General features: G+C 51.1%; 17 protein-coding genes. 7 read left to right on the top strand and 10 right to left on the bottom strand.

Annotation, left to right across the window (positions count from 1 at the left end):
• Positions 1-10: 10 nt before the first annotated feature.
• Genes EG028_RS26275 through EG028_RS26260 form a run of 4 tightly spaced genes read right to left on the bottom strand, consistent with a single transcriptional unit; the run spans position 11 to position 6,409 of the window.
• Positions 11-997: a DUF5007 domain-containing protein gene (locus EG028_RS26275; protein WP_120519278.1), complete on the bottom strand. Its 987-nt coding sequence runs from the start codon at positions 995-997 to the stop codon at positions 11-13.
• A 12-nt stretch (positions 998-1,009) separates the two neighbouring features.
• Positions 1,010-1,690: a fasciclin domain-containing protein gene (locus EG028_RS26270; protein ID WP_241559224.1), complete on the bottom strand. Its 681-nt coding sequence runs from the start codon at positions 1,688-1,690 to the stop codon at positions 1,010-1,012.
• Positions 1,691-1,714: 24 nt separating this feature from the next.
• Complete coding sequence (locus EG028_RS26265) at positions 1,715-3,220, bottom strand: RagB/SusD family nutrient uptake outer membrane protein (protein WP_120519279.1); 1,506 nt, start codon at positions 3,218-3,220, stop codon at positions 1,715-1,717.
• Between the two features lie 36 nt (positions 3,221-3,256).
• Positions 3,257-6,409 carry a SusC/RagA family TonB-linked outer membrane protein gene (locus EG028_RS26260; RefSeq protein WP_120519280.1) on the bottom strand — a complete coding sequence of 1,051 codons (3,153 nt, stop codon included), beginning with the start codon at positions 6,407-6,409 and terminating at the stop codon, positions 3,257-3,259.
• 1,064 nt (positions 6,410-7,473) lie between these two features.
• Between EG028_RS26260 and EG028_RS26255 the strand changes: the two genes are divergently transcribed.
• The 5 genes from EG028_RS26255 to EG028_RS26235 all read left to right on the top strand — a co-directional run bounded on the left by EG028_RS26255 (position 7,474) and on the right by EG028_RS26235 (position 12,286).
• Positions 7,474-8,205 carry a DUF481 domain-containing protein gene (locus EG028_RS26255; RefSeq protein WP_120519281.1) on the top strand — a complete coding sequence of 244 codons (732 nt, stop codon included), beginning with the start codon at positions 7,474-7,476 and terminating at the stop codon, positions 8,203-8,205.
• Positions 8,206-8,327: 122 nt separating this feature from the next.
• The gene (locus tag EG028_RS26250; RefSeq protein ID WP_206614519.1) at positions 8,328-9,764 is read left to right on the top strand and encodes an amino acid permease; all 1,437 of its coding nucleotides are present in this window, start codon (positions 8,328-8,330) and stop codon (positions 9,762-9,764) included.
• A gap of 205 nt (positions 9,765-9,969) precedes the next feature.
• On the top strand, positions 9,970-11,394 hold the full coding sequence (locus tag EG028_RS26245) for an MFS transporter (protein ID WP_120519283.1): 1,425 nt from the start codon (positions 9,970-9,972) through the stop codon (positions 11,392-11,394).
• A gap of 75 nt (positions 11,395-11,469) precedes the next feature.
• Positions 11,470-11,817 (top strand): ArsR/SmtB family transcription factor, encoded by a 348-nt coding sequence (locus EG028_RS26240; RefSeq protein ID WP_120519284.1) that lies wholly within the window; start codon positions 11,470-11,472, stop codon positions 11,815-11,817.
• Positions 11,801-12,286, top strand: coding sequence for an SRPBCC domain-containing protein (locus EG028_RS26235; RefSeq protein ID WP_120519285.1), 486 nt, complete (start codon positions 11,801-11,803; stop codon positions 12,284-12,286). The genes EG028_RS26240 and EG028_RS26235 overlap by 17 nt, the downstream gene beginning before the upstream one ends.
• 166 nt (positions 12,287-12,452) lie before the next feature.
• Here the strand turns inward: EG028_RS26235 and EG028_RS26230 are convergent, their stop codons facing one another.
• Positions 12,453-14,039, bottom strand: a complete 1,587-nt coding sequence (locus EG028_RS26230; RefSeq protein ID WP_120519286.1) for an ArnT family glycosyltransferase — start codon at positions 14,037-14,039, stop codon at positions 12,453-12,455.
• A gap of 7 nt (positions 14,040-14,046) precedes the next feature.
• Positions 14,047-14,658, bottom strand: a complete 612-nt coding sequence (locus EG028_RS26225) for a phosphatase PAP2 family protein (protein ID WP_120519287.1) — start codon at positions 14,656-14,658, stop codon at positions 14,047-14,049.
• A gap of 213 nt (positions 14,659-14,871) precedes the next feature.
• On the opposite strand from EG028_RS26225, the gene EG028_RS26220 reads away from it, so the two are divergent.
• Positions 14,872-17,256 carry an ABC transporter permease gene (locus EG028_RS26220; protein WP_120519288.1) on the top strand — a complete coding sequence of 795 codons (2,385 nt, stop codon included), beginning with the start codon at positions 14,872-14,874 and terminating at the stop codon, positions 17,254-17,256.
• A 53-nt stretch (positions 17,257-17,309) separates the two neighbouring features.
• Here the strand turns inward: EG028_RS26220 and EG028_RS26215 are convergent, their stop codons facing one another.
• From EG028_RS26215 to EG028_RS26200, 4 genes are all read right to left on the bottom strand, one after another.
• Complete coding sequence (locus EG028_RS26215) at positions 17,310-17,885, bottom strand: YdeI/OmpD-associated family protein (protein ID WP_120519289.1); 576 nt, start codon at positions 17,883-17,885, stop codon at positions 17,310-17,312.
• 87 nt (positions 17,886-17,972) lie between these two features.
• Positions 17,973-19,055 carry a glycoside hydrolase family 10 protein gene (locus EG028_RS26210; protein ID WP_120519290.1) on the bottom strand — a complete coding sequence of 361 codons (1,083 nt, stop codon included), beginning with the start codon at positions 19,053-19,055 and terminating at the stop codon, positions 17,973-17,975.
• Entirely contained in the window at positions 19,048-20,130 is a 1,083-nt protein-coding gene (locus EG028_RS26205; RefSeq protein ID WP_241559226.1) for a carbohydrate-binding family 9-like protein, read from the bottom strand. The genes EG028_RS26210 and EG028_RS26205 overlap by 8 nt, the downstream gene beginning before the upstream one ends.
• A gap of 119 nt (positions 20,131-20,249) precedes the next feature.
• Positions 20,250-21,773, bottom strand: a complete 1,524-nt coding sequence (locus EG028_RS26200; RefSeq protein WP_120519292.1) for a hypothetical protein — start codon at positions 21,771-21,773, stop codon at positions 20,250-20,252.
• A 127-nt stretch (positions 21,774-21,900) separates the two neighbouring features.
• Between EG028_RS26200 and EG028_RS26195 the strand changes: the two genes are divergently transcribed.
• Positions 21,901-23,967: a glucosidase family protein gene (locus EG028_RS26195; protein WP_206614521.1), complete on the top strand. Its 2,067-nt coding sequence runs from the start codon at positions 21,901-21,903 to the stop codon at positions 23,965-23,967.
• The last annotated feature ends 562 nt before the right edge of the window (positions 23,968-24,529 follow it).

Below are 24,529 nucleotides of genomic sequence, written 5' to 3'. Positions count from 1 at the left end.
AGCGCTCTCTCTAAGGTTTTCGCGTCACCTTCGGTAACCTTACCGTTACCTCATATGTTCCTTTCACCAGCAAACGGAAAGCCCAACGGGGGTTCACGTTGTAAGTCTGACCGGGAACATTCGGGGTTACTCCCGGGTCAATGATCACTTTGTTGCTGGGGATGCGGTAATACATCAGGTAACCGTAACCCGGGGCCTCCAGGATCGGGAAAGGTGTCAGTTCATAGTTGCAGATCATGGTCGTATCGGTGTATTCCACCGGGTTGAACTTGGCGTAGGTTTCGAATAACGGCCTGTCACCGCGCTTTTGCAGCTCTCCCAGTTTTGGGTTGAACGCCAGCCCATTTTTGTCCACCACCTTCAGACGCACCTGGTAACCGTCTCCGGAGATCTTTTTGTACGTCATGGTGGGGATGGCGATGTCGCCGCTCGTGTTTGTACCGTCTATGAAATATGCGCAGCCGGTCCCTTTGTCTTCAAAAGGCTGGTCGAGCATTTCGATAACGGAAATGTTCTTGAACGTCTTAACACCGCTGCCGTTGGTCACCTGTATATCAAAGGCGTATTTGCCGACAGGAATGTCCAGTGAGCCTTCGTTGAGGATCAGCTGGCCGGACTTTTCCACGATTTCGAGGGAAGGCACGTTCTGTTTGTTCCTTTTTTTGTTCAAAAGGGCTACCGTGGTATCCGTATCAACATTAAACAGCGCATTCCAGATATATACCTCATGCGGCTCGTTGAACACATCGGTGGGTTTGCCGGTGGCCAGGTCCCTCACTTCCAGCAGTTTTACGCTGATGGGATAGTTGGAGCCGTCCAGCTCAAAGGCCTGCGGGTTGCTTTTATAATTGGTACCCCTCGGTATGCGGAACGTATCGTTCACGTAACGGATCTGGTCGCTGATGTAACCGATGGGCACTTTTTCGCAGGACATGAACGTCACAAACCCCAGGGCGATCAGCATCAGGCAGTTGGGAAAATTTATATACTTCTTCATAAATGATCTGGTTTAAGGTGCGGTTGCAAAGGTGAAAGTATGGCCGTTGGTCAGTACATGTAAGATGCCATTCGTCGTCTGTATACCGGATGTCTGCACCTGCATGCGCATGTCCCTTTCTGTCTGGGGAACGGCTTTGTTATCCAGGGGGTCCAGCGAACCGATCACTTTGGTGAAATAAATGTACTTGGGCAGGTTCGTGAGGCCGCCGGAAACATAGTCGCTGGTGGGATCGTCCCAAAGCGTAATGTGGCGCTGCTCGCCGTCTTTCGCGGAGAAATACTTGCCTGTGCTGTTCAGCGCCCCCCTTTCGATCTTTTCACCGAAGATGTAAGCCCGCAGGGAATCTTTCAGTTGTGCAAAATCCAGCTCGCCGAATTCAAACACCAGGTTCTCATCCCCTGTTTCGAGGCGCTTCCGTTCCTGCACCACGCCCTTCACGTATTTTTTAATGGCGTAATCCGTGGGCGCAAAAAAAGTGGTATTGGCCGCGTTCACTTCGTCCTTCAGGCCGGTCTTGTCTATCAGCAGCAGCAGCGTATCGAAAAGCGGGTTCGTTTTCAGGTACTCGTAGGTGGTACCGTTGAATTGCGGATTGTGCAGGCTGCCACCGATGAAATAGTCGTCTTTTTTGCAGCATACAAAAGAGGCGACCAGCAAAGCGGCGATCAGCATTTTTATGGAAAGTTTCATGATGTACGTTTTTAGTTGATCAGGTTAAAGTCTGCCGTTCCAGTAGGTGGTTTGTTTCATCAGCAGGTTGTCTTTGAACAGCTTGCGCGGAATAGGCCAGTAATTGCGCCCGTAGGTAGTGCTACCCGGGTGCATTGCTTCGGTGAATACCGTGTTGAAATACGGCGTGGCAATGTCCGTACGCAGCAGGTCCCAGTAAAAATGCCCTTCGGCATACAGTTCACGGCCTCTTTCCCAGATCAGCTCATAAAAGAAATCTTCGCCGGTGAGCCCGGGGTCCACATCGCCGATCCCGGCGCGGTTGCGGGTGATGTTCATCAACGTTCTCGCATCGCCTTCCTTCCCTGTTTTGTACAGCGCTTCAGCCCTCAGCAGGATAATGTCGGACAGGCGGAAGATGAGGATGTTATTGGAATAGCGGGGATCTCTTCTCTGGTCGCCGTCTTTGTAGATCACGTTGGAATATTTCGTCAGCATGTACGCGTCGGCGATATTGTCATGATAAAACCAATGCTGTGAACGTTTGTCGCCGGCTTCCCAGAAAAGGTTGCTCATGGTTCCCTGGTGTACTCTCCAGGGCACTCTGTCTTTGTTATCGTCTATGAAACGGGTGGCCAGGTAAGGGTTCCAGAGCGTTTTTTGACCAATGCCATTCCAGGAAGCTTCATTCTGTTCATAACTGATATTGATCTCAAAGATCGCTTCGGTGGATTTACCGATGCTCATCCTGGAATACGCGGCGGAGTCTGTAATAAATGTAAGACCATAACTGCCGGGATTGCCCACCAGGTCGCGGGTCACTTCCTCGCATTTTACGTAGTCCTTCATCCAGGCGAGGATATGCGCCTTTAAAGCAATGGCGCTTGCTTTGGTAGCCCTGAGGCCACGGTCGTTGGAGGACAGCGGGGCTTGTGGCAACATGGCCAGGGCTTTGTCCAGGTCGTCCAGCGCCTGTTTCAGCACTACGTCCTGTTTCTCACGGCCATAATTTTTCGCTTCGGCAACGTCTTCCACAGCTTCCAGTACCAACGGCACATCGCCCCATACGCGGGAGATAAAAAAGTAATTGTACGCCCGCAGGAAGTAGGATTCGCCGAGATAATAATTCTTAACGTTTTCCTGGAAAGCGGATTCCGGTATTCCCGGTATCTTTTCGATCAGCAGGTTCGCCTGTGCGATGGCCTTGTAGAACTTTGTCCAGTCCTGGAGGTTTTCCAGGTAGCCGTAATAAACGCCGTCAAAAGAGCCGTCGCGGATCTGGTGAATGGAGTAATCCGAATAATAGGTGATCTCAAAAGTATTGGCGGGCACATCCCCGTACACATAATACCTGTTCTCATCCGTCAATGCGTCGCGCAGGAGAGAATAACCGCCCAGCAGGCCCGCCAGGGCGTCTTTGTCTGTTTTCCAGAACTTATTGCTGGAAGGCACGTTTTTGCTTTCCAGTTCCAGTATTTTTTTGCAGGAACTGCCCGCCAGCAGAAGCCACGTGGTTATCAGCGCGGGAAGGATATATTTGAAACGTTTCATTTCTTTCAGTTTAGATGTTACAATTATTCACACTTATCAAAACCCGAAATCCAGCCCGAAGGTGAACTTCTTGGGGATGGGGTAACCATCGCCGTCATACACACCGTAAGCGTTCACGGCTTCCGCATCGGGAACATTGGAATGCTGGAAAGTATAGATGTTATCGATCACACCATACAGGCGGAGGCGTTTGATCTTGAGGTTCCGGAGCATGTGCTCGTTGAAATTGTAACCAAACGTGATGGTTTTGATGCGGAGATAATCGCCGTTCTCAATGTACATCGTGCTTTTATCCAGGAAACGATAGGGAGAGCGCTGGCCGTTTACGAGGGAGAAAGTGGGAAGGTCCGCTTTATCGCCCGGTTTTTTCCAGTAGTTCAGTTTGTCGATATCCATAATGGCCCGTTTGGCGAGGTTACGTTCGCCTTCGTCGCCGGTGGCTTCAAACAGGTATTCAAAACGGCGGTTATTGTAGCTGTTCAGGATGTCCCTGCCGAAGGTATAGTTCAGGAATACGCCGAATGTGAATCCTTTCCAGGTAAGGTTGTTCAGCACGCCTCCGTAAAATTTGGGATTGGGGTCTCCACCAACGATCTGGTCCATCGGCTCTTTCAGGTCAAAGTTGCCGTCCTGGTCCACGAGGATCGGGTCGCCCGCGTAATAATCCCAGCCCACGAAGTTCTTCAGCGGCTGACCGGTGAGCAGGTTGAAGGGAATGTCTTCCTGGCGGGAATAAATACCCTTGTATTCAAACACATAAAACTGGTTGGCGGGAAGCCCTACGGACAGCAGGTAATCCGAGCCATATACCCCGGTATTGTAATTGAACACAATACTGCGCCCGCCGTTCGGCAACGCGGTGATCATGTTCTGATTGTAGGAAAAAGTAAGGTCCGTATACCATTGCAGCTCGCTCTTGGGATTGAGGTTGCGGGTATTGATGGTCACTTCCAGACCGGCGTTGCGGGTACCAATGGCGTTGGTCTGCGCTTCGGTGTAACCGCTTGCATTGGGCAGCAGGTATGAGAAAAAGCCTTTGGTCGTCTCACGTTTGTAAGCATCCACCACCACATGTATCCTGTCTTTAAAAAATCCTGCTTCGAAACCGATATTGCCCTGCTTGGATTCTTCCCACGAAAGGTCTTTCTGCGCGATCCCATCCCTGTAGTTCGGGGTGATCACGGAAGTACCATTGTAGGAAGTAACGTCGTTGTTGTCACCAAAACCGGCCCTGTTCACATTGTAATTATTATAACCCAGGTAGTTCTTCTCAGGCTGGTTGCCCGTGATGCCGTAGCTACCGCGGATCTTCAGGAAACTGAGCCAGTTGAGGTCCTGGAAGAACGGTTCGTCGGACACGATCCATCCCGCGGACACGGAAGGGAATGCGCCCCAGCGGTTATCCGCGCCAAATTTGGAAGAAGCGTCTCCCGTGAAAGAAGCGGACAATAGGTAACGGTCTTTAAAATCATAGTTCACGCGTGCGAAAAGACTTTGCAGACCTGTTTCCTGTATGGAAGAGGAAGTATTGGAGAACAGTTTGTTCGACACGTTCACCGCCCATGCATAGTCGTTAGGGATCAGGTCCGCGTCGCCGGAATTCCAGACCCATTTGGTGTATTCCAGGTTCTGCCCGCCGATCAGGTTCAGATGATGCGCGCCGAATGCCTTGGAATATTCCAGGGTGGTGTAAAGGGAGGCGATTTCCGTTTTATCGCTGTAGAAATAGGCGTAACCCTGTTTATTGTCCCGCACTACGGAAGGCTGGTAATAATCACGGTTGGATGCCCTGTTTTCATAGTTGGCGGTGACGTTGAAGTTCAGGCCTTTGGCAACGTTGGCGTTAAAGGCGGTGGTGAACAGCACGTTGTTGTTGATGTTTTTGTCCTGGCGGCTGTCGTTGCCCAGCAGGTATTCCCTCGTATTGTCCGTCAGTTTATAGAACGAAGAAGGCAGGCTGTAGGAATCAAATGCAAAAAAACTGCCGGTACGTTCGTTGATGCTGCGCGGGCGGTCTGTGCGGGTTACGCGGAAGCGGGTCTGGTTATTCAGCCAGGGCGCCAGCTGCGAGCCGATGGTACCCATGATGGTATACCGTTTGAAGCCGGTGTTTTTAACGATACCGTCTTCCTTGTAATGCCCCACGCTGATGCGGTAATTGATCACATCGTTGGCGCCGGACATAGAAAGATCGTAGTTGTTGATCATCCCGTTCTGGTAAAAATAACTCTGCCAGTCGGTAGCGTTGTTGAAGTCCGGGTTCAGGCTGTCCGTGAGCATCATGGGCAATGTTTCATCGTCGATGGGGCCGTTGTACAGGTCCATCACGGCCATTTTCATCCTGCGTTCTTCCGCACCGGCTACTACTTCCGTCAGTTGGGGTTTCTTTGAAATGCCCATATAGGTGCTGAAGTTAAATTCAGGCTTGCCTTTTTTGGCGCGTTTGGTTTTTATGATGATGATACCGTTGGACCCACGGGAACCGTAGATGGCGGCAGCGGAGGCATCTTTGAGGATGTCCAGCGATTCGATATCGTTCGGGTTGATGCCGGCGATGGCGTTGGTGCCTGTGCCGGAAGCGTCTATTCCGCCAAATTCGGTGGCGGAGGTGGGTACACCATCTATCACGTACAGCGGTGCGCTCAATGCGCGCGCCTCGTCATAGCCGCGCAATACGGAAGAGTTGCCGCGTACCACGATGGTATTGCGGATACCCGGCTCCCCGGAGAAGTTCTGCACGTTCACGCCGGATACGCGGCCCTGCAGCATCATATCCACGCTCGGGGCGGGCAGGTTCGCAATCGTCTCGCCTTTAACGGTGGCGATGGACGCGGTGTTTTTCCGGCGGGATACTTCCTGGTAGCCGATCACCACCACATCTCCCAGCGTTTTGGTGTTCACTTCCATTACGACGTTGATGCTGGTTTTGCCAGCAACGTCCACTTCCTGGTTGTTATAACCGATGATGGAAAATATCAGGGTTCTGGCGGTGCCCTTTACGGTAAGGGAGAAGTTGCCATTGGCATCGGTTACGGTGCCGCTGTTTTTTACGCCTTTGTCTGCAATGGTAACGCCCGGCAAAGCGCTGCCGGTCTTGTCCTTCACCGTACCAGTGACCTTCTGTTCCTGGGCGGCTCCATGCAATGACAGCAGGAGCAGGAACATCAGCTGGAGAGTTCTTTTAAACATAATCTTAAATTTTGGTTGTTATAAGTTTTAGATCAGGTGCTAATAATTCAATCATGTTGTAAGTGTCAGGTCATTGTGTGTTTTTATGGTTAGGAATATATTTTCTTCATGTAAAGGCAATAGGAAGCCTCGCCGCTATATGGGATAGCAGCGGAGGACATGCTTTTTGATAAAGCCGGGCAATAAAACGCCGTACCGCTATGCTGGATAGCAGTGGAGATCGGGCCTTGATATTTCAGGAAGCGGCAAGGCGTTTAGATAATGGCTGTCTGGTCTCAGATGTCTACATACTCATATGAAATAGTTTAGGCACAAATGGTAAATTGTAAGAGTAACGTTTTGTATTTGATCCAAGGCAAAATCGATTTAGCATACTACCATGGAGTTTCAGGGATATTCTTCATGATGGACAATGCCCCGTGAATAAGTTGGGAAAATTAATTTTTGCCTGGAATCATTGTGTCAATTAAAGCCGACAGGTGGTTGATATTAGTCGCGGCAGAAACTCACTGTTCTCCTGGGGACGGGCGACATTTTTTTCAATCTGACGGCAATTCTTTCAATTCTGATCTTGGTTCACTATGTTGCGATTTTACGCTAATTCTTCTATCCGGACTTGCTCTCAGGAATCTGTTGCTATGCTTTTTGGTTGTTTTTAAATCCGGTTTATGTGCTCCGTGAGCCTCTCTTTTTCTCGATTTATTTGCGCTGTTTAAAAGACTTCTATCCTTCTGATGTCTAATCTATGCCCTTCTTCGGCAATATTAAAATTTGATGCGTCGAACTGACATAGTTGTGACCGATCCCGATTTAGCGATAAGGTACGGCGTTTTATCGGTAAATTTTATAGTTTCTTTAACAAATATTTGCGATCTGCCTGACATAAGGTGGCTTTTGCGCAAATCCTCTCATAGAACTGCTCATATTTTAACCCAATCCTTCGGACCTCTTTTTCAACGATATCGTGGTTTTAAATTGTCATTGATCTGTAAACCGCGATCAGGCACAACATATTGAGGCACGTTAATTGTGCCTTACTGCCTTCAAAAAATTATTACACGACGATGAGGAGGATGTTTACTTTTTTATTTGTACTGCTGTATGCCGCACCTGCTTTTTCACAGTTCAGCGATTCCACACATTATTATATCAAATACGCATCCACCGGCGCTATCAACAAAACAGACGATGGCAATTCATACCTGCTGAACAATGCGATGGCATTTAAAGTGAGCCGGAAAAAAATATCGCTGAATGCGGACGCATCTTATCTATATGGCCAGTCCAACGGCGATGTGAGCAACAATGATTTCACCGGTTCTATGAACTTCAGTCTTTACCCGCACGGCAGGAACTTCTATTACTGGGGCCTTACCGGCTACGACAAAAGTTATTCCCTGAAGATCAACAACCGCTTCCAGGGTGGCGCGGGCGCTGCCTGGAATGTGATCAGCAAGCCCAACGCCACGCTGAACGTCAGCGACGGCATCCTGTTCGAAAGCAGCGACCTGCTGCTCCACGACACGATCCCCGATGTATATCACACTTTCCGGAACTCCCTGCGCATCTATTACAAATGGACAGTCAAAAATATCATCGTACTGGAAGGCGCTCATTTCCTCCAGCAATCGCTCCAATACAGCGATGACTATATCATCAAAAGCACCAATGCCCTGTCCGTCAAGCTCCGCTCCTGGCTGGCCATTACTGCCGTGCTCAACTACAACCGGATCACCCGCACGGACCGCGAGAACCTCTTCATCAACTACGGATTGACCATCGAAAAATATTTTTAGTAGCGCCTTCCCCAACAGCATATCCATGCCCCCGCATGAGTAGTGAAGAAAGACATCCATCAAAAAACACCTGTTGTTTTCCTAAAATTCCCCATCTTACAACCTTATCCAGCGCAATAACATTGAACACTACTACCACTAAACCAGCAGAGCAGCAGCTCAAACGAGGCTTACAAAACCGGCATATACAACTCATCGCACTTGGCGGCGCCATCGGTACGGGCCTGTTCCTGGGCATAGGACCGGCCGCGGTATTGGCCGGCCCTTCCGTTATTCTTGGTTATTCACTGGCAGGGATCATTGCATTTTTTATCATGCGCCAGCTGGGTGAAATGGTCGTGGAAGAGCCGGTGTCCGGCAGTTTCAGCCATTTTGCCTACAAACACTGGGGCACGTTTCCAGGTTTTGCTTCCGGGTGGAATTACTGGGTATTGTATATCCTCGTAAGCATGTCCGAACTGACGGCCATCGGGATATACGTGCAGTTCTGGTGGCCGGAGATCCCTTTGTGGGCTTCCAGCCTTTTCTTTTTTGTAGCGGTGAACGCGCTGAACCTGAGCTCTGTGAAAGTATATGGGGAAGCGGAATTCTGGTTCTCCATCATTAAGGTAGTAGCCATTATAGCCATGATCGTGTTTGGCGTTTACCTGCTGTTCAGCGGTACCGGCGGGCCACAGGCCGGCATACAGAATCTTTGGAACGATGGCGGCTTTTTCCCGAAAGGCCTGCTGGAACCCGATGGAAATGGCGGCTACCAGGGATTGCTGGCTGCTATTGCCCTCATCATGTTTTCTTTTGGCGGGCTGGAGCTGATCGGCATTACCGCGGCGGAGGCGGACAATCCTGAAAAAACAATACCCCGCGCTACCAACCAGGTCATTTACCGCATCCTGATATTTTATGTGGGCGCGCTCATCATCCTGTTCGCATTGTCGCCCTGGAAAAGCATCACGACAGACAGCAGCCCGTTTGTAACGGTCTTTAATAAGCTCCAGGGTTTCCAGTTCACCCTTGCGGGCCATACCATTTATTTTACCAGCCTGATCGCCAATGCGCTGAACCTGATCGTACTTACCGCCGCCCTTTCTGTATACAACAGCTGTGTATTCAGCAACAGCAGGATGCTGTATGGCCTGGCCGAACAAGGCAACGCTCCTTCATTCCTGTCTAAATTGAACAAAAACCATGTGCCCGTGAATGCCATCCTCATATCGGGATTGCTGACGGCCGTGTGCATCGTCGTGAATAAACTGATGCCGGAAAAAGCACTGGGCGTACTGATGTCGCTGGTGGTGTCTTCCCTTATTATCAACTGGCTGATGATAAGCGTAGTCCACCTGAAGTTCAAAAAACAAATGCTCGCGGAAAATGTGCGCACCAAATTCCCCTCCTTTATGTACCCTTTATCAAATTACATTTGCCTGGTGTTCCTGCTGGGCATCCTTGTGCTGATGTGGATCACCGGGATGAAACTTCCTGTAGAACTGATTCCCGGCTGGATCATATTTTTATACCTGTGTTATCTGCTCGTGAAAAGAAAAAAACGGCAACAGAATTAGATCAATCATTCCTACCAGATACAAAAGCACCGGCATATACCGGTGCTTTTTTTATTGATAAAAAATGGTTGTCAATTTAGCGGTTGCCCGCCCCTTTCCCTCCGCTTACTTTTGAGAAAACAAATATCACCGCGGGCGGCCCTTCATTCATTTACCTGTAAATGGACAGGGAGATGCTGTGCCAGCCCCGCACGGAATCCTCAATATGAAAAAGAATAACAGATCCGGAAGACTGGCGTTAGTCACTATTCTGACCGCACCTTTATTGTATGTCATCGACATTTTTATCATTAACATGGCCATCCCGGCGATACAGAAAGGATTGTCCGCCACAAACGGGGACATCCAGCTGGTAATTGCCGGTTACCTGCTCGGCAGCGCCGCATTCCTGGTCACCGGTGGCCGTGCCGGCGATTATCTTGGCAAAAAGAAAACCTTTCTGTGGGGAATGTTTTTCTTTACGTTTACCTCCTGCCTCTGCGGGATTTCACAAACAGCTACCCAACTTAATATCATCCGTTTTTTCCAGGGTATCAGTACGTCTATTATGGTCCCTCAATCTATCGCCTACATCAATGTGCTGTATATGGACCAGAAAAAAAGAGCGATCGCCATCGGCTGGTATGGTGTCACATTAAGTATTGCCGCCATCATCGGGCAGATACTCGGCGGTTACCTGGCAGATACTACGCTGTGGGGCATTGCAGGCTGGCGGCTTATCTTCCTGATCAATCTGCCCGCGGGGATCGTGTCTTTACTGATGATATGGTCATTCCTCGATGAAACGAAAAAAGACAGGTCACAGCAATTTGATTATCCCGGCGCATTGATCCTCACCGCCGGGCTTGTTTCCCTGATCTATTCATTGACGGAAGGAAGGGAAAAGGGCTGGCCGCTGTGGAGCATCGCCCTTTTGGTGCTGGCGGTATGTATATTCATCCTGTTTATCCGCCATCAGCGACATAAAACCCTGCAACATAAAGGACCATTGATAGACATTTCATTATTCAGGATCAGGGAATTTAACCTGGGCTTGTTAACCGTCCTGTTCCATTTTATGCTGCACACCGCTTACCTGCTGATGTGCGCCGTGTACCTGCAAAACGGCCTGGGATTAACCGCATTCGCCTGCGGTATGTATTTTATCCCGCATGCCATCCTGTTTATGATCTCCGCCATGGCGGCTTCTCATCTTATCGTCAGGTTTGGTAAAAAAGTATTGCTGCTGGGCGCCGCCCTCATCATGGTCTCATTCATACTGCAGGTATTTTTGTTCAGGCAACAGCCCGGCGGATTTTGTGTGATGCTGCTGATCGGTTTATATGGCCTGGGGAACGGGCTGGTACTCCCCTCGCTACTGACGGTTGCGTTGGGCAACCTCCCGGAGAAACATGCGGGCGTTGCCGCGGGAATATTCTCCACCTTCCAGCAAACAGCTTCGGCCCTGGGCATCAGCATCATGGGCGGGATCTATTATTATATACTCAACCAGACCCCGCTTCCCGATCATCCCATGGCTTTTGCCTATGGTATCGGGGCCAATATTCTCTGTCTCTGTGTGGTGATCTTTATATTATTCCTGCTACCGCAACCAGGTAAACAGGGCGCCCTGTCAGCTCACGCAGCCTGAATGAAAGCCCTTTCAAAAATAAATTTGCGTAAGTGAATGCTTACATGTACTTTTATGTAAGTAAATACTTACATAATGTCTATTGAAACAAGAAGAGATGTCTTCCAGGCCATAGCGGACCCCACCCGCCGCCAGATCATCGGCCTGATCGCCAGCCAGTCTATGAACCTGAACGCCATTGCGGAGAACTTTGATATCACCCGGTCCGCCGTATCCCAGCATATCAAGATACTCACGGAATGCGGGCTGGTTGTGATCAAACAACAGGGCCGGGAAAGGTTCTGCGAACCGCAGCTGGACAAGCTTGCTGAAGTCTCTTCCTGGGTGGATCAATACCGTAAATACTGGGATCGCAAGCTCGATACGCTGGAAAAATATTTAGCTAAACTTCAAAAAGAAAAAAAGAATGCAGGAAAAAAGTAACTCCTTCCGCCAGGAAGGCAATCAGCTCATCCACACCCGGCTGCTGGATGCCCCACGGGAACTCGTATGGGAAGTATGGACACAGCCGGAGCATCTTAAAAAATGGTGGGGGCCCGATGGTTTTACCATTACGAATCACTCCATGGAAGTGCAGCCCGGTAAATACTGGCGGTTTATCATGCACGGCGACGGGATGAATTATGACAACAAAGTGCAGTACCTGGAAGTAGTGGAACCCTCCCTTCTCGTTTACCAGCATGGCGATGAGCAGGATACTATCAGCTTTAAAGTATACGTGAGTTTTGAAGAAGTGGATGGCAAAACCCTGCTTACCATGCGCTCCGTATTCGCTTCCGAAGAATTGATAGCAGAGCTCAACCGCAAGGTGAACGCAACCGAACGCGGCAAAGAGACACTGAACAAGATGGAAAAATATATCCGCGAGCAGATCCAAAAACAACAAGGATGAAAAAGATAGTGATTGCCATGCATATTTCGCTGGACGGCAACAATTCAAGTCCGGTGTGATCGGCCTGAATTATGAAAGGAGCAGGTAAATAACGATAAAAAAGCTGCCGCGCCGGTGGCATACTGGTACTGGCTGGCCATATGGCTCAGCAGCAAGCGGGTGAAAACTAATTCCTGATACGCAGCACCCACACACTGTCCAGTTCTTTTGCTCTTGTGGCGCGGTTCACAAATTTTCCATCCAGCCGGGTGACGCGGTAGCTGGAGAATACCCCTTCCGTTTTATACGGCACGCCTCCTTCATCAAGGGCGGCTACGCCTTCCCTGCCGGTGTACACCAGCCCGGAAGCGCTGTCGCTCCGCTCTACCGGGGCATCGCTGTAAAACTCGAAGGAGTAGGAATTGATCTTATAAAATTGCACCTTTTCGCCGGGGAATTTTTTGTTCTTCCAGTGCGCGGTTTCCGATCCTCCCTGGTAAGTGACCAGTTCGGGATAAAAAAACACGTTCAGGAAAACAGCCACACATACACCCGCCAGCACGCTTACGCGCACAACATCCTCCGGCTTCTTCAGCAGCCACCATACCCCAAGCGCCACAACGCTCAGCACCAGGTATATCCACCAGAACGGCGGCTGGAATAGCACGGTTATTCCCGCCAGCAGCACTACCACGATCATGGAGATCACCCGCTGCGTGATAAATATTTTCTTTGCCGGCACCAGCTCAAACAGCCAGGCGGCCAGCAGTATGCTGAAATACGGGAATAAAATATTCAGGTAATGCGGCAACTGGAATCGGGAAAGCGAAAACACCAGCAGGGTGACCATACCCGCCCCCAGCGTGATCCATTCCACTCCATGGCGCAGCCTGCGGAAACGTTGAAAAACAGCGATGTACAGCAACAGGCTCCAGGGCAGAAAAGCCCAGAGCAGTGTATGCAGGAAGAAAAAAGGATCACCCTTCCCTTTGATAGGCCCTGTGTTAAAGAATCGGCCAAACTGGCTGTCCCACAGGAAAAAGCGGATGCCGGAAACACCCTGCCGTTCAAACACTGCCTTTTCCGGATGCGCGTCGAACTGGAGGTAGAGGCACCAGATCTCCGGCAGTACGAACACGGCACAGAGCAGCAGGTACACGTACCACTTCCATTGCAGGAACTGCCGCCAGTCCTTTTGCATTGCCCAGTGCAATATCATACCGCTGCCGATGGGGATGAGTACGAAGGGGCCTTTTGTCATCATGGCCAGCCCGGTGAAAAATGCCGCCGGCACGATGCTCCAGGTATTGCCAACCGCTTTTACGAGATACCAGGATGCGCCGATGAGGAAACACGTCAGGTAGGGTTCCGCCCGCACATCGTTGCTGCTGATGATGGCGTGAAGCCCGGTGAGATATACGAGCGCGGCGATCTGCGCGGCGCCTTCCCCGTAAAAATGACGGGCAAAAAGATAGGTAAACCTGGCGCCAAGCAGCCAGCAGAGAAAAGCGGGCAGTTTATAGGCAAACGTACTGATTCCCAATATCTTGAAGCTGAGCGCGCTGATCCAGAAAGGAAGATGTGGTTTGTCCAGCCAGTCTTTGCCGTCCGCAAAAAGGTTCACCCAGTCGTGGCGCCATACGATCTGTTTGGCAATACCGGCATACAGCGCGGCATCGGGCTCCATGAGCGTGGTAAAAAGGCCGGGAATAAGGGATACGACGATAATGGCTACACACCACCAGAATCTGGTTGTTGCAGGATAGGTTTGCATAATGTCTCTAAGTTAAGGCATCCAGGCGACGATTGGGCCTGATCAGCCTGAAACCGGATTGGTTCCACCAGATGAAAAGTCTTGATATCAGCCAGCCTACCAGGAAGCCGTACATGGCGCCGCCCACGATATCCAGCGGGTAATGTTTGCCCACGTACACCTGTGCGTATCCTATCACCAGGGCCCAGACCCAGACCCACCACCATCTGCGGATGCCGATGGAGCGCAGGCTCAGGAACCAGAAGGTGGCCAGTGCAAAATGGTTGGAAGCATGTGAGGAAGGGAAACCGTAACGCCCGCCGCATTCTATCAGGTTTCGCAGGTGCCCCTGGAGGTCTTCGTTAAAACAGGGACGGAGCCGCTGGAACATCGGCTTTAAAATGCTGGCGCTGCCATAATCCGCGATGGCAAAGGTGATCAGCGTACAGACGAGAAAAATCAATGCCTTATTTTTCCGGTACCGGATAATATAGAAAAGCACAAAAAGGTACAAAGGCACCCATGTAAGCGCGTTGCGCATAAGCAGCATAAACACGTCCAGGAATTCGTGGGAACCCGCCTGGTGGATACTGATGAAAAGTGCTTCATCAATCTGCTGCATCCAGTCTTTCCAATTCATGTTCGAAATTTCTTGAAATTGTGTTTCCTTAATGTTACGGGAGTATGATGAAATCGTTTTCTTTTGGCTGAGATTCTTCGTTCAAACCCATCATGTTACTGAACCGGACAATGATTGTACCAAAACCGGACAGTTGTTATTTTTATATAATACATAATAGACTAACAGCGCAATCCGCGATACTCTGGCACCTTCTTCGCGGCACCCTGAACTATGATTAAGAACTACCTCAAGATCGCATGGAGAAACCTCCTGAAGAACAAAATGTTCTCCCTGATCAATATCGCCGGCCTTTCCATCGGGATGGCCGTGGCACTGCTGATCGGCCTGTGGATATGGGATGAAGTGACTTTCAGTAAGCAGCACGACAACTACGACCGTATTGTACAAGTCATGCAGCACCAGACGTTTAACAATGAAACAGGCACACAAACAGCAGTACCGTACCTGATCGGGGATAAGATCCGGGAGGAGTACGGCAGTGATTTTAAATATGTGGTGATGTCCGGCTGGACCTACGAACATGTGCTGTCGTACCATGGGAATTCTCTCCTCAAATCGGGGAATCATTTCGAGCCGGACTTCCCTGAAATGCTCTCGCTCAAAATGCTCAAAGGCACCCGCGCCGGGCTGAAGGACCCCAATTCCATCCTCCTCTCGGCCAGCACCGCCAAAGCCATATTCGGTGACGGGGACCCGATAGACAAGATCCTGCGGCTGGACGACCAGTCGGACGTGAAGGTGACCGGGGTATACGAAGACCTCCCCTACAACTCCGCATTCCGTGCCCTGGAATTTATCGCCCCCTGGCAGCTGTACATCAATAATTCACCCTGGATCAAGGAAATGGAGAATCCCTGGCGTTCCAATTTCACGCAAACTTACGCGCAGCTGGCCGATAACGCAGACCTGGCCACTGTTTCAGCCAGGATAAAAGACGTCAGGCTGCGCAATGTGCGGGCGGAACAAAAGGTCCATAAGCCGGAAGTGTTCCTGCACCCCATGAGCAAATGGCATCTCTACTCCGAGTGGAAAGCGGGGAAAAATACCGGGGGAAGGATACAGTTTGTATGGCTCTTTGGTATCATAGGCGTGTTTGTGCTGTTGCTGGCCTGCATCAATTTTATGAACCTGAGCACCGCGCGTTCTGAAAAACGCGCAAAGGAAGTGGGTATCCGCAAAGCCATCGGTTCCGTCCGCGGGCAACTGGTAGCGCAGTTCTTCAGCGAATCGCTGCTGCTGGCGGCTATTGGGTTCGTATTTGCCTTAATGTTAGCACAGGCCGGCCTTTCCATATTCAACGATGTGGCGGACAAAAAGGTCCGCCTGCCTTTGCTGAACCCGATATTCTGGATGCTCGGCCTCGGCTTCACCTTTATTACCGGATTGCTGGCCGGCAGTTATCCCGCTTTGTATCTTTCTTCCTTCCAGCCTATTAAAGTCTTAAAAGGCACTTTCCGCGCGGGCCGCTTTTCCGCGATGCCGCGGAAAGTATTGGTAGTATTGCAATTCAGCGTATCGGTGATATTGATCATTGGCACCGTCGTGGTGTTCCGGCAGATCTATTATGCACAGAACCGGCCCATCGCTTATGAGCGCGAAGGGCTGCTGGAAGTCCCCATGACCACACTGAGCATATTGGATAAGTCCGACCTGATCAGTGCCGACCTGATCAATTCGGGCGCCGTAACTGCTGTAGGAATGTCCAACAGCGGCCCTACGGCCATCAATGCGGTAAACAACGGTTTTACCTGGAAAAACATGCCGCCGGACGCGCAGGGCAATTTTGCGCAGGTAGATGTTTCGCATGATTTCGGGAAAGCGGTGAAATGGCAGATCATTGCCGGCCGTGACTTCTCCCGGGATTTTGCAACCGATTCATCTGCCATGGTCCTCAACGAATCCGCCGTTAAATTCATGGGCCTTAAAAACCCCGTTGGGGAAATCGTCAGGAAAGATGACCGTGCATATATCATCATTGGCGTAGTGAAAGATATGGTTATGCAGTCTCCCTACGAGCCCGTATTCAGAACCGTGTTCACGCTGGACCCAAAGAATACCGGCCTCTTCAACATAAGGCTCAATCCATCCAAACCGCCGGCCCAATCTATCGCACAGATACAGACGATATTTAAGAAATACAACCCGGGCTCGCCTTTCGACTACAAGTTTGTAGATGATCTCTATGGCGCCAAATTCGAGACTGAACAGCGCATCGGCAAACTCGCCGGCTTTTTCGCCATCCTGGCGATATTCATCAGTTGCCTGGGCCTCTTTGGCATGGCGTCTTTTATGGCGGAGCAACGGGTGAAAGAGATCGGGGTGCGCAAGGTGCTGGGCGCTTCGGTGTTTGCTTTATGGCGCCTGATGTCGAGGGATTTTGTGGTGCTGGTATTTATTGCGCTGGTGATAGCCGTGCCTGTGGGGTATTATTTTATGCAACAATGGCTGCTGCGTTATGATTATCATACGGAAATATCCGGATGGATCATTGCAGCCACCTGTCTTGGCGCGCTGGGTATTACTTTGCTCACGGTCAGCTTCCAGAGCATCAAAGCGGCTACCATGAACCCGGTGAGAAGCCTGCGGTCCGAATAGAAAATTTCCTTTCCAAATAGTAAAGAGGGTTGCTCAAAAGGAGCAGCCCTTTTTTATTTCGCCCTGATGTTCCCGGCGGCTTTTTCCACTGTTTCTTCCAGCCTCTTCTGCCGCGTTTCCGGCCTTTTGGCCGTTGCTATCCATTCAAAAATGGCGCGTTTGGTGGAAGGGGGGAATGTTTCGAAATGTTTGAGCGCGGTGGTATGTTTGGAGAATAACTTCTTCAGGTCGGCCGGCATCACGGTGTTCTGCGGATCAACAAAATTGTCCCAGGTACCGATTTCTTTAGCGAGGTCGATCATGGCCTGGCCCCTTTTTGTCATCTGCCCTGTTTTGATCATCCTTTCCACGCGTTCGCGGTTGGAAATGCTCCAGTTGCCTTTGGGCTTGCGCGGGGTGAACCGGATGTAACGGGAATCTTCGTCACGGCGGTTTGCCTGGCCGTCTATCCACCCGTAACACAGGGCCTGCTCCACCGCTTCTTCATATTTCACGCCTTCCTTGCCGCTGTCTTTGCGGTAAAAGATGAGATGCACCGCCGTTTCTTTCTCCCCGTTTTTACTCAACCAGCCGCGCCATTCTTTTGCATTTTTGGCGTAGAACGCCGGTGTGTCTTTGAAAGTTTCCATTTTACATCCGTTTAAACAAAAGTAAAACAGCGGTTTGACAGCCTTATGTCAACAGCTATGAAACAAATTCCCCTGACCCTCCGGGCACTACGACGCCGTTTCCCGGAGTATATTCAGCAGCGAAGGCGTCAGTGACCCAAAGATGGATACGCCCGCCGCACCGTTCTGAAGCGCCAGCCTGATGCCTTCGCGTACGTCCGCGTCTTTCCCTTTGAAGTCCGGCAGGTAAAGCCCCGCATACAGCGGAAAGCTGCCATGAAGCGCCTTCACTCCTTCCGCCACCGCATCGCCGATCCATTTTACGCCTTCGCTGTAAAAACCGTGGTAGATCATCGGACAAACGGCGTCCAGCGGCCAGTTCACCCAGTCCTGCCGCACGATCCTTTTGGCGATCTCGGGTGTGGGGAACACTGCCGCGGTGATGGGCTTTTTGTGACGATGCGCCACCCCGGCCATATTGCTCACCACGTTCGTAATGCTGTCGTAGCGGAATTTGCGCCAGGACGGGCTCTGGTCCGGGTGCTCCATCGTCAGCGGGTCTATGCCGTAAGCCTGCTGGTATTTCTCCCGGCAGGTTTTACAATAACAAAAATCATACTCCGGCAACTCACGGCTCTGGTCGATACCGTAATTTTTCCAGAGGTTCACCGGCAATATCACATCCACAAAACGGATGTAATCCAGGTGAATACCGTCCACGTAATCTTTGGACAATATCTGTTCCGCCTGGCTTTTCAGGTAGTCCACCACGCCCGGTTTATTCGGGCACACGAAGCGGTAATACCCCACGTAAGGCGGTTTATCCACGCAAGACTCTCCCTTCCTGCTCTCGGAATAAAACTCCGGGTGCTGGGCCATCAGGTTTTTATCCGGCCGGTTCATGGTCCAGAACCAGCGGTGGGCGGCTATCCCTGCTTCTTTTGCGGTCCTGAAATGCAGCTCGCTGTCTTCTTCAAAATAGATCACGCCAATACCCGCCGCTTTGTACGAGGCATACCGCAGCTTCAGATCTGCCGCCGTATCCTTATGATCGGGATTGACCCATACGCGATGCTGTACTTTGGCGGCCGCTGCCGGCTTTAATATATTCGCGGCTTTCGACGCGATGCCTGGTTCTATCATGGCGAGGCTTCCCAGCCCCAGCGATTTGATGAAATTTCTTTTATTCATGACGGGACGTGATTTTTCCTTCCTGGTTAATAATTGTTTCGAAGCCCGCATCCTTCACCACCGCGGTGAATTGCGAAGAAGTAGCTTCTATCACCGGCGATAGCGGCAGCTCCGTTAAGCCCAGCGTGGCCGCGTCTTTTGCATACTGCCTGTGTTCGCGGCGGTATTGCTGCTGGCGGTAATATATTTCCCACAACACTTTCCGCGCGGCTGCGGTTTCCGGTTCTTTGAACGGCACAGGGCTTTCGGCCGAAGTGCTGAACTGGAGATACCCCCATCTCTCCGGTGCGTGCATATTGATGATGCCCTGCGGGGACCATACCCAGTTGTATTCGGGCGTGTTTGGTTTTTTAATGTACTGCCCGTTGCCGATATCCGTTTGCCATTGTACGCGGGAGAAATTGATCCGCCACTGGCTGCCGTCCTGCGGGGTGGCGTTGCCCCTGGCGAAAAAACTCAGCGCCCTGAAAGGGATCGCCATTTCCACTGTCCAGGAGCGGTCTTTATCGCCGGGTTTGTTGATGGTGCCGTTGATATGCACTGCGGTGCGCAGGCCTTTCGTATCCCAGTTGAGCATCGCGGCGCTGCCGTTGCGGTATGGTTTGACCATAAAAAGATCCATCACTGTATTCAATGCATTGATCTCGATTTCGTAATACTGGTGCGTATCGCCATCCGGATCGATGAACACTTCAAAATCGTTGTCGTGAAAAATGATCGTATCATGCTGGTGAAGCCTGGCCCAAACGTCCGGCTCTTCCAGTTCCGCGAGGATGTACAGGTAGCGGCTGTTCCAGAGCATCTTTACCCTTGTGCGGTGAAGCGGGGCGGGTTTGTTTTTCCCTTCGATGTCCATAAAGTCTTCCGTCCAGGGCGCTTTTTGCCAGGCCCTTTCGTTTGGAATGCCGTCTATGCGGATGGAATCGGGGGCCTGGTAACAGACGTAGTGGCGGGGCGTTTCGTTGTACGACTGGAAATTTGCAGAAAAGGTCTGGGCCTGGGACATGGGCACAACCGCCAGCAGCAAGGCCAGCATTGTACTGAAACGGATCAATAAACACCTGTAAACGCGCATAGGCTTAAATATAATCAATCAGCGCTTTCTACGGTTGTTATTTATGGATAAGCGGAGGGAAAATAGGAAGGCTGCCCCGTGGAAGGAGCAGCCTTGCGTTCGTATTATTTTATGTTGTTTTATTTTTTCTTTCCCTGGCGTTCTTTCAGCTGCGTAAAGTACAGCGACTCAGGCTGCAGCCCTTCCTGGTTTTGTCCTTCCCAGATTGCGTCCGGCCTGCCTTTCAGGCGTCCTTCCACTTTGTTGCCTTTAAGGCCGATGCTGTAGTTGTTGCCGGAAGCCCAGGGATTCTGTATGGCGGCGGACTTCACCGTGCAATTCCAGATCACCTGTGTAACGCCCGCCCAGCCATGGCCGCTGCCCCAGTTGCCACGGTCCTGTACGTTGATCTCACCATCCGTAACGATGTTGTCGTACAAGGTGCCGCTGGCCCATCGGTGATGCGGGCCAATGTCCGCATGGGTGCGTTTGGCGGTGCAGTTCACGAACACGTTCGGGCCGCAGGTCACTGCCCCTGTCACGTAATCGTGGCGGCCGTCTGTGGCATGGCAGTCCATGAACAGGTTCAGCTGGCCGTCATTATTAAAAGAATAACGGCGGCTGCCGGTGATGATGGATTTATGTTCGAAACAATTACTACTAACGACCGTTACATTTTTCGCGGTGCGGCTGAGGTTTACGCAGCTGTAGCCGAAGTAACGGGCCGTCACCTGTTTTACCCAGCAATGCTCCGCTTTCTCAATAGAGATGGCATCCCAACCATGGTTTTCAGCAGTGTCCGATGCAAAGACGGATTCGCAGGTAAGGTTTTCAATGCCTGATTCCGCGATACGGCCTTCGAACGTGTACTTATACAAAGCGCCGCCGCCATACTTCGTTTCCATTGCCATCACCACGGGATTGTCCAGGAATACTTTTTTTCCTTCCACTTTGGCGACGGTCCTTTCGTATTGCAGGTTGTAATCTTCAGGTTTCCACTGGCGGGTGCCGCCACGGTCTTGTATCTGGTCCATTTTAAGATCGCTGATCCATTGTGTGGTGCCGGGCCTGTACAGGATCACTTTGTCCCCGGCTTTGAACCGGCCGGCATCCGCCACCTCAACGGATACCGCGCCTACGGGTACATATGCACTGGTGATGGCGCTGCGGGTGCCCGGAATTTCAGTGATCTGGCCTTTCCCGGAGATCTTGATCAACGATACTTTTTTGCCGGCGGTGGCAATGAGCCTGGTGCCTTCTTCCCCGCGAAGCACAATACCACCGGCGTTTACCCGGATATGATCGGGGATCTTGTAGGTGCCTTTGCGGAGCAGCAGCGCACCACGGAAACCGTTTTTATCCGGCGTCCGCTGCGATACTTCATCGATGGCCGCCTGGATGTTGTCCTGGTCGTTTTCAGTACCGGTAGGCGTCACTTCTTTCACCACCCGGAGTACCGGCAGCGGCTTATCGCCATAATGATATCCTACCCTGCTGAAATCCGGGATGATGTCTCCCTTTTCGTCGGGAATGTATTCCAACTTTCCCCCTTTGATCTTAATGAATTTGCTTTCCCAGTCTTTTCCTTTGGGAGCAAAAAAGGTAAAAGCCGCTGTGCCGATCAGTATCGCCGGCACGATGGCGTTTCTTGCTAATTTTCGCATAACATGGATTTCTTGCTGATTATTTCTATATTGTCCGTTATCCCGGACCTCCCGAACGGTTCGAAATATAGTCATTTTCCACGTCAGCAGCAGTTCATTTTATTTAAACGAAAATAAAACAACACGCATGAAATTGCTGTCTGCAAAGCCGGTGCTTCTTATCGCCGCTTTTTTTTACACAACCGGCTTTACCCGCGCCCAAACCGTATTACCCGCCCAGCAGGACCGCTGGACGATCCAGGACAACGGCAGCATCCGCTGGGATGTGAGCGGCCGGCTGCCACATACCGACCACATAGAAATGAGCGGGGAAAAAGTATCCATCTGGGTGCGTTACGGATTGGATAGCATCGGCCGGTCCAACGTATACCGCACCGTGGTATTCCCCACTTTCCGTATGACGCCCGACGGCACCCGCACCCACATCAGCGCTTCTTTTACAGACACTGAGCTTCCGAAAATGTATGTGAACAACCGGCTGGTGAATATGGAACTGATCAAAAACGGCCCTGGCCGCAACGGAGAACTTTCCTACAACGTAAAAAGTTATGATCAGTCCGGCATCATGCACATCAGCGCACAGGCGGGCACACCGGCGTTCGTAAATATTGAGCGCACTTTATATCCTTCCGTGGACAAACCCATGGCGCTGGAAACATTTACATTCAAAAACATCACAGGCCAGCCCGTAACGGTCACGATGGAATACCTCCGCAAGGAAGTGAGGACCGATGCCAAACGTAGCAAGGGTTCGCAGCATTCCATCATCATGGGCTCCGTGAAAGAAGGCACTGAAACCGTAGCGCCGGGGCAGAGCGTGAGCTTCAGCGTATTTTATCTTGCCACGGATACGCCCGGCAATCTTGCCGCCATTGATCCACCGGCTGAAGAAAATGCCCGCGCACAAAGGGTGGCGGGTATCAAAGAAAAGTTACAGCTTGAAACGCCCGATAAAATATTAAATACTGCGTTCGCTTTTGCGAAGCTGCGCGCAACGGAAAGCATCTTTAAGACCAAAGGCGGATATATGCATGGCCCCGGCGGCCTGGCCTATTACGCCGCCATCTGGGCAAACGACCAGGCGGAATATATCAACCCGTTCTTCGCTTTCCTCGGCGACCAGACCGGCAACCTCTCCGCCATGAATGCCTACCGGCACTTTGCGCGGTTCATGAACGATAATTACAAACCCATTCCCAGCTCCATCGTAGCCGAAGGAGACGCTACCTGGCATGGCGCCAAAGACCGTGGCGACCAGGCGATGATCGCTTACGGCGCCTCACGTTACGCACTCACGTTCGGGAATGTGGATTCCGCCAAAGTGCTGTGGCCGCTGATTGAATGGTGCCTGGAATACAGCCGCCGCAAGATCAACGACCAGGGCGTGGTAAACTCGGACAGCGACGAACTGGAAAACCGCTTCTCCGCCGGCAAAGCGAATCTTTCCACGAACATTCTCTATTACGATGCGCTGCGTTCCGCCTCCATGCTGGGCCGCCAGCTGGGCAAACCCGCATCCCAGACGGATACATACCTTAAACAGGCCGCCACGCTGCGCACGAACATCGAGAAATATTTCGGCGCCAATGTGGAAGGGTTTGACACTTACCGTTATCACGAAGGCCTTGAAAAACTCAGGGCATGGATATGCCTGCCGCTGACGGTAGGCATCATGGACCGGAAAGAAGGCACCATCCAGGCACTGTTCTCCCCCCGCTTATGGACGGCGGACGGGCTGGCCACCGAAGCTGGCAAAGGCACTTTCTGGGACCGTTCCACGCTCTATGCGTTACGCGGTGTATTGCAGGCCGGGGAAACGGAAAAGGCGATGGATTTTATCCGTTATTATTCCCGCCGCAGGCTGCTGGGCGAGCACGTTCCTTATCCTGTGGAAGCATATCCTGAGGGCAACCAGCGCCACCTCTCCGCCGAAAGCGGGCTGTACTGCCGCATTTACCTCGAAGGGCTTTTCGGCATCAGGCCTACCGGCTTCACTGCGTTCGACTGCACACCGCGCCTGCCCAAAGACTGGGATCATATGGCCCTGCGAAAGATCAGCGCCTTCGGCCAGGTGTTTGACCTGGAAGTGGCCAGGGGCAGCAAAGGCAAACTGGACGTAACCGTAAAAAAAGACGGCGGGGCTGTTAAAAAGTATGCCATCAAAGATGGCGCTACACTGGCCGTGAAACTTTAAGAATCTGCCATAATTTAAAAGCAAAAAGGGCCTGGCTAAAAAGTAGCCGGCCCTTTATTCTTTGCACCTTAAACAGGCGTTATTTTATTGATTATCATTATACTGCATGTACCAATGATACTTTTTTATCTCCAGATCAAGTCCGCCTCAACTCCGCCTCATTTCCGCCTTTCCTCCGTCTATCCTATATCTTCCATATAACCACCCTTTAGGCACCCTACTGTTAATGTAGTATTATACAGTTTTGAAGATTAGCCACAGTAGCCGGTCTCCATATTCACCAAAATCTGCCCGGTGCGCTTTTTTGATCAAAAAAGTCCTTCTTTTTCTACGGCCTTACGCGAAAAGGAAGGCATATCAAAATTGATACGCCTCAACTAAAATTCCGCTTCGGTGCTGATCCTCAACATTAATGCCCCAAGCTGGCGCAAAGCACGTCATTGCGTATTCTAAGATAAAGAGACTACCAAAAAAAAATTCAGGCCGCTGCTAAATAGTTCTTATCAAAAGGCGTTTGGCGTTTTATGACAGCAAACATTCTGTAAATGAGTTTATTACGGAC

The sequence above is a fragment of the Chitinophaga barathri genome (assembly GCF_003807585.1).
Classification (GTDB): domain Bacteria; phylum Bacteroidota; class Bacteroidia; order Chitinophagales; family Chitinophagaceae; genus Chitinophaga; species Chitinophaga barathri.
Note: the sequence above shows the minus strand (reverse complement) of the source record. Positions and strands in the feature narration are given on the sequence as shown.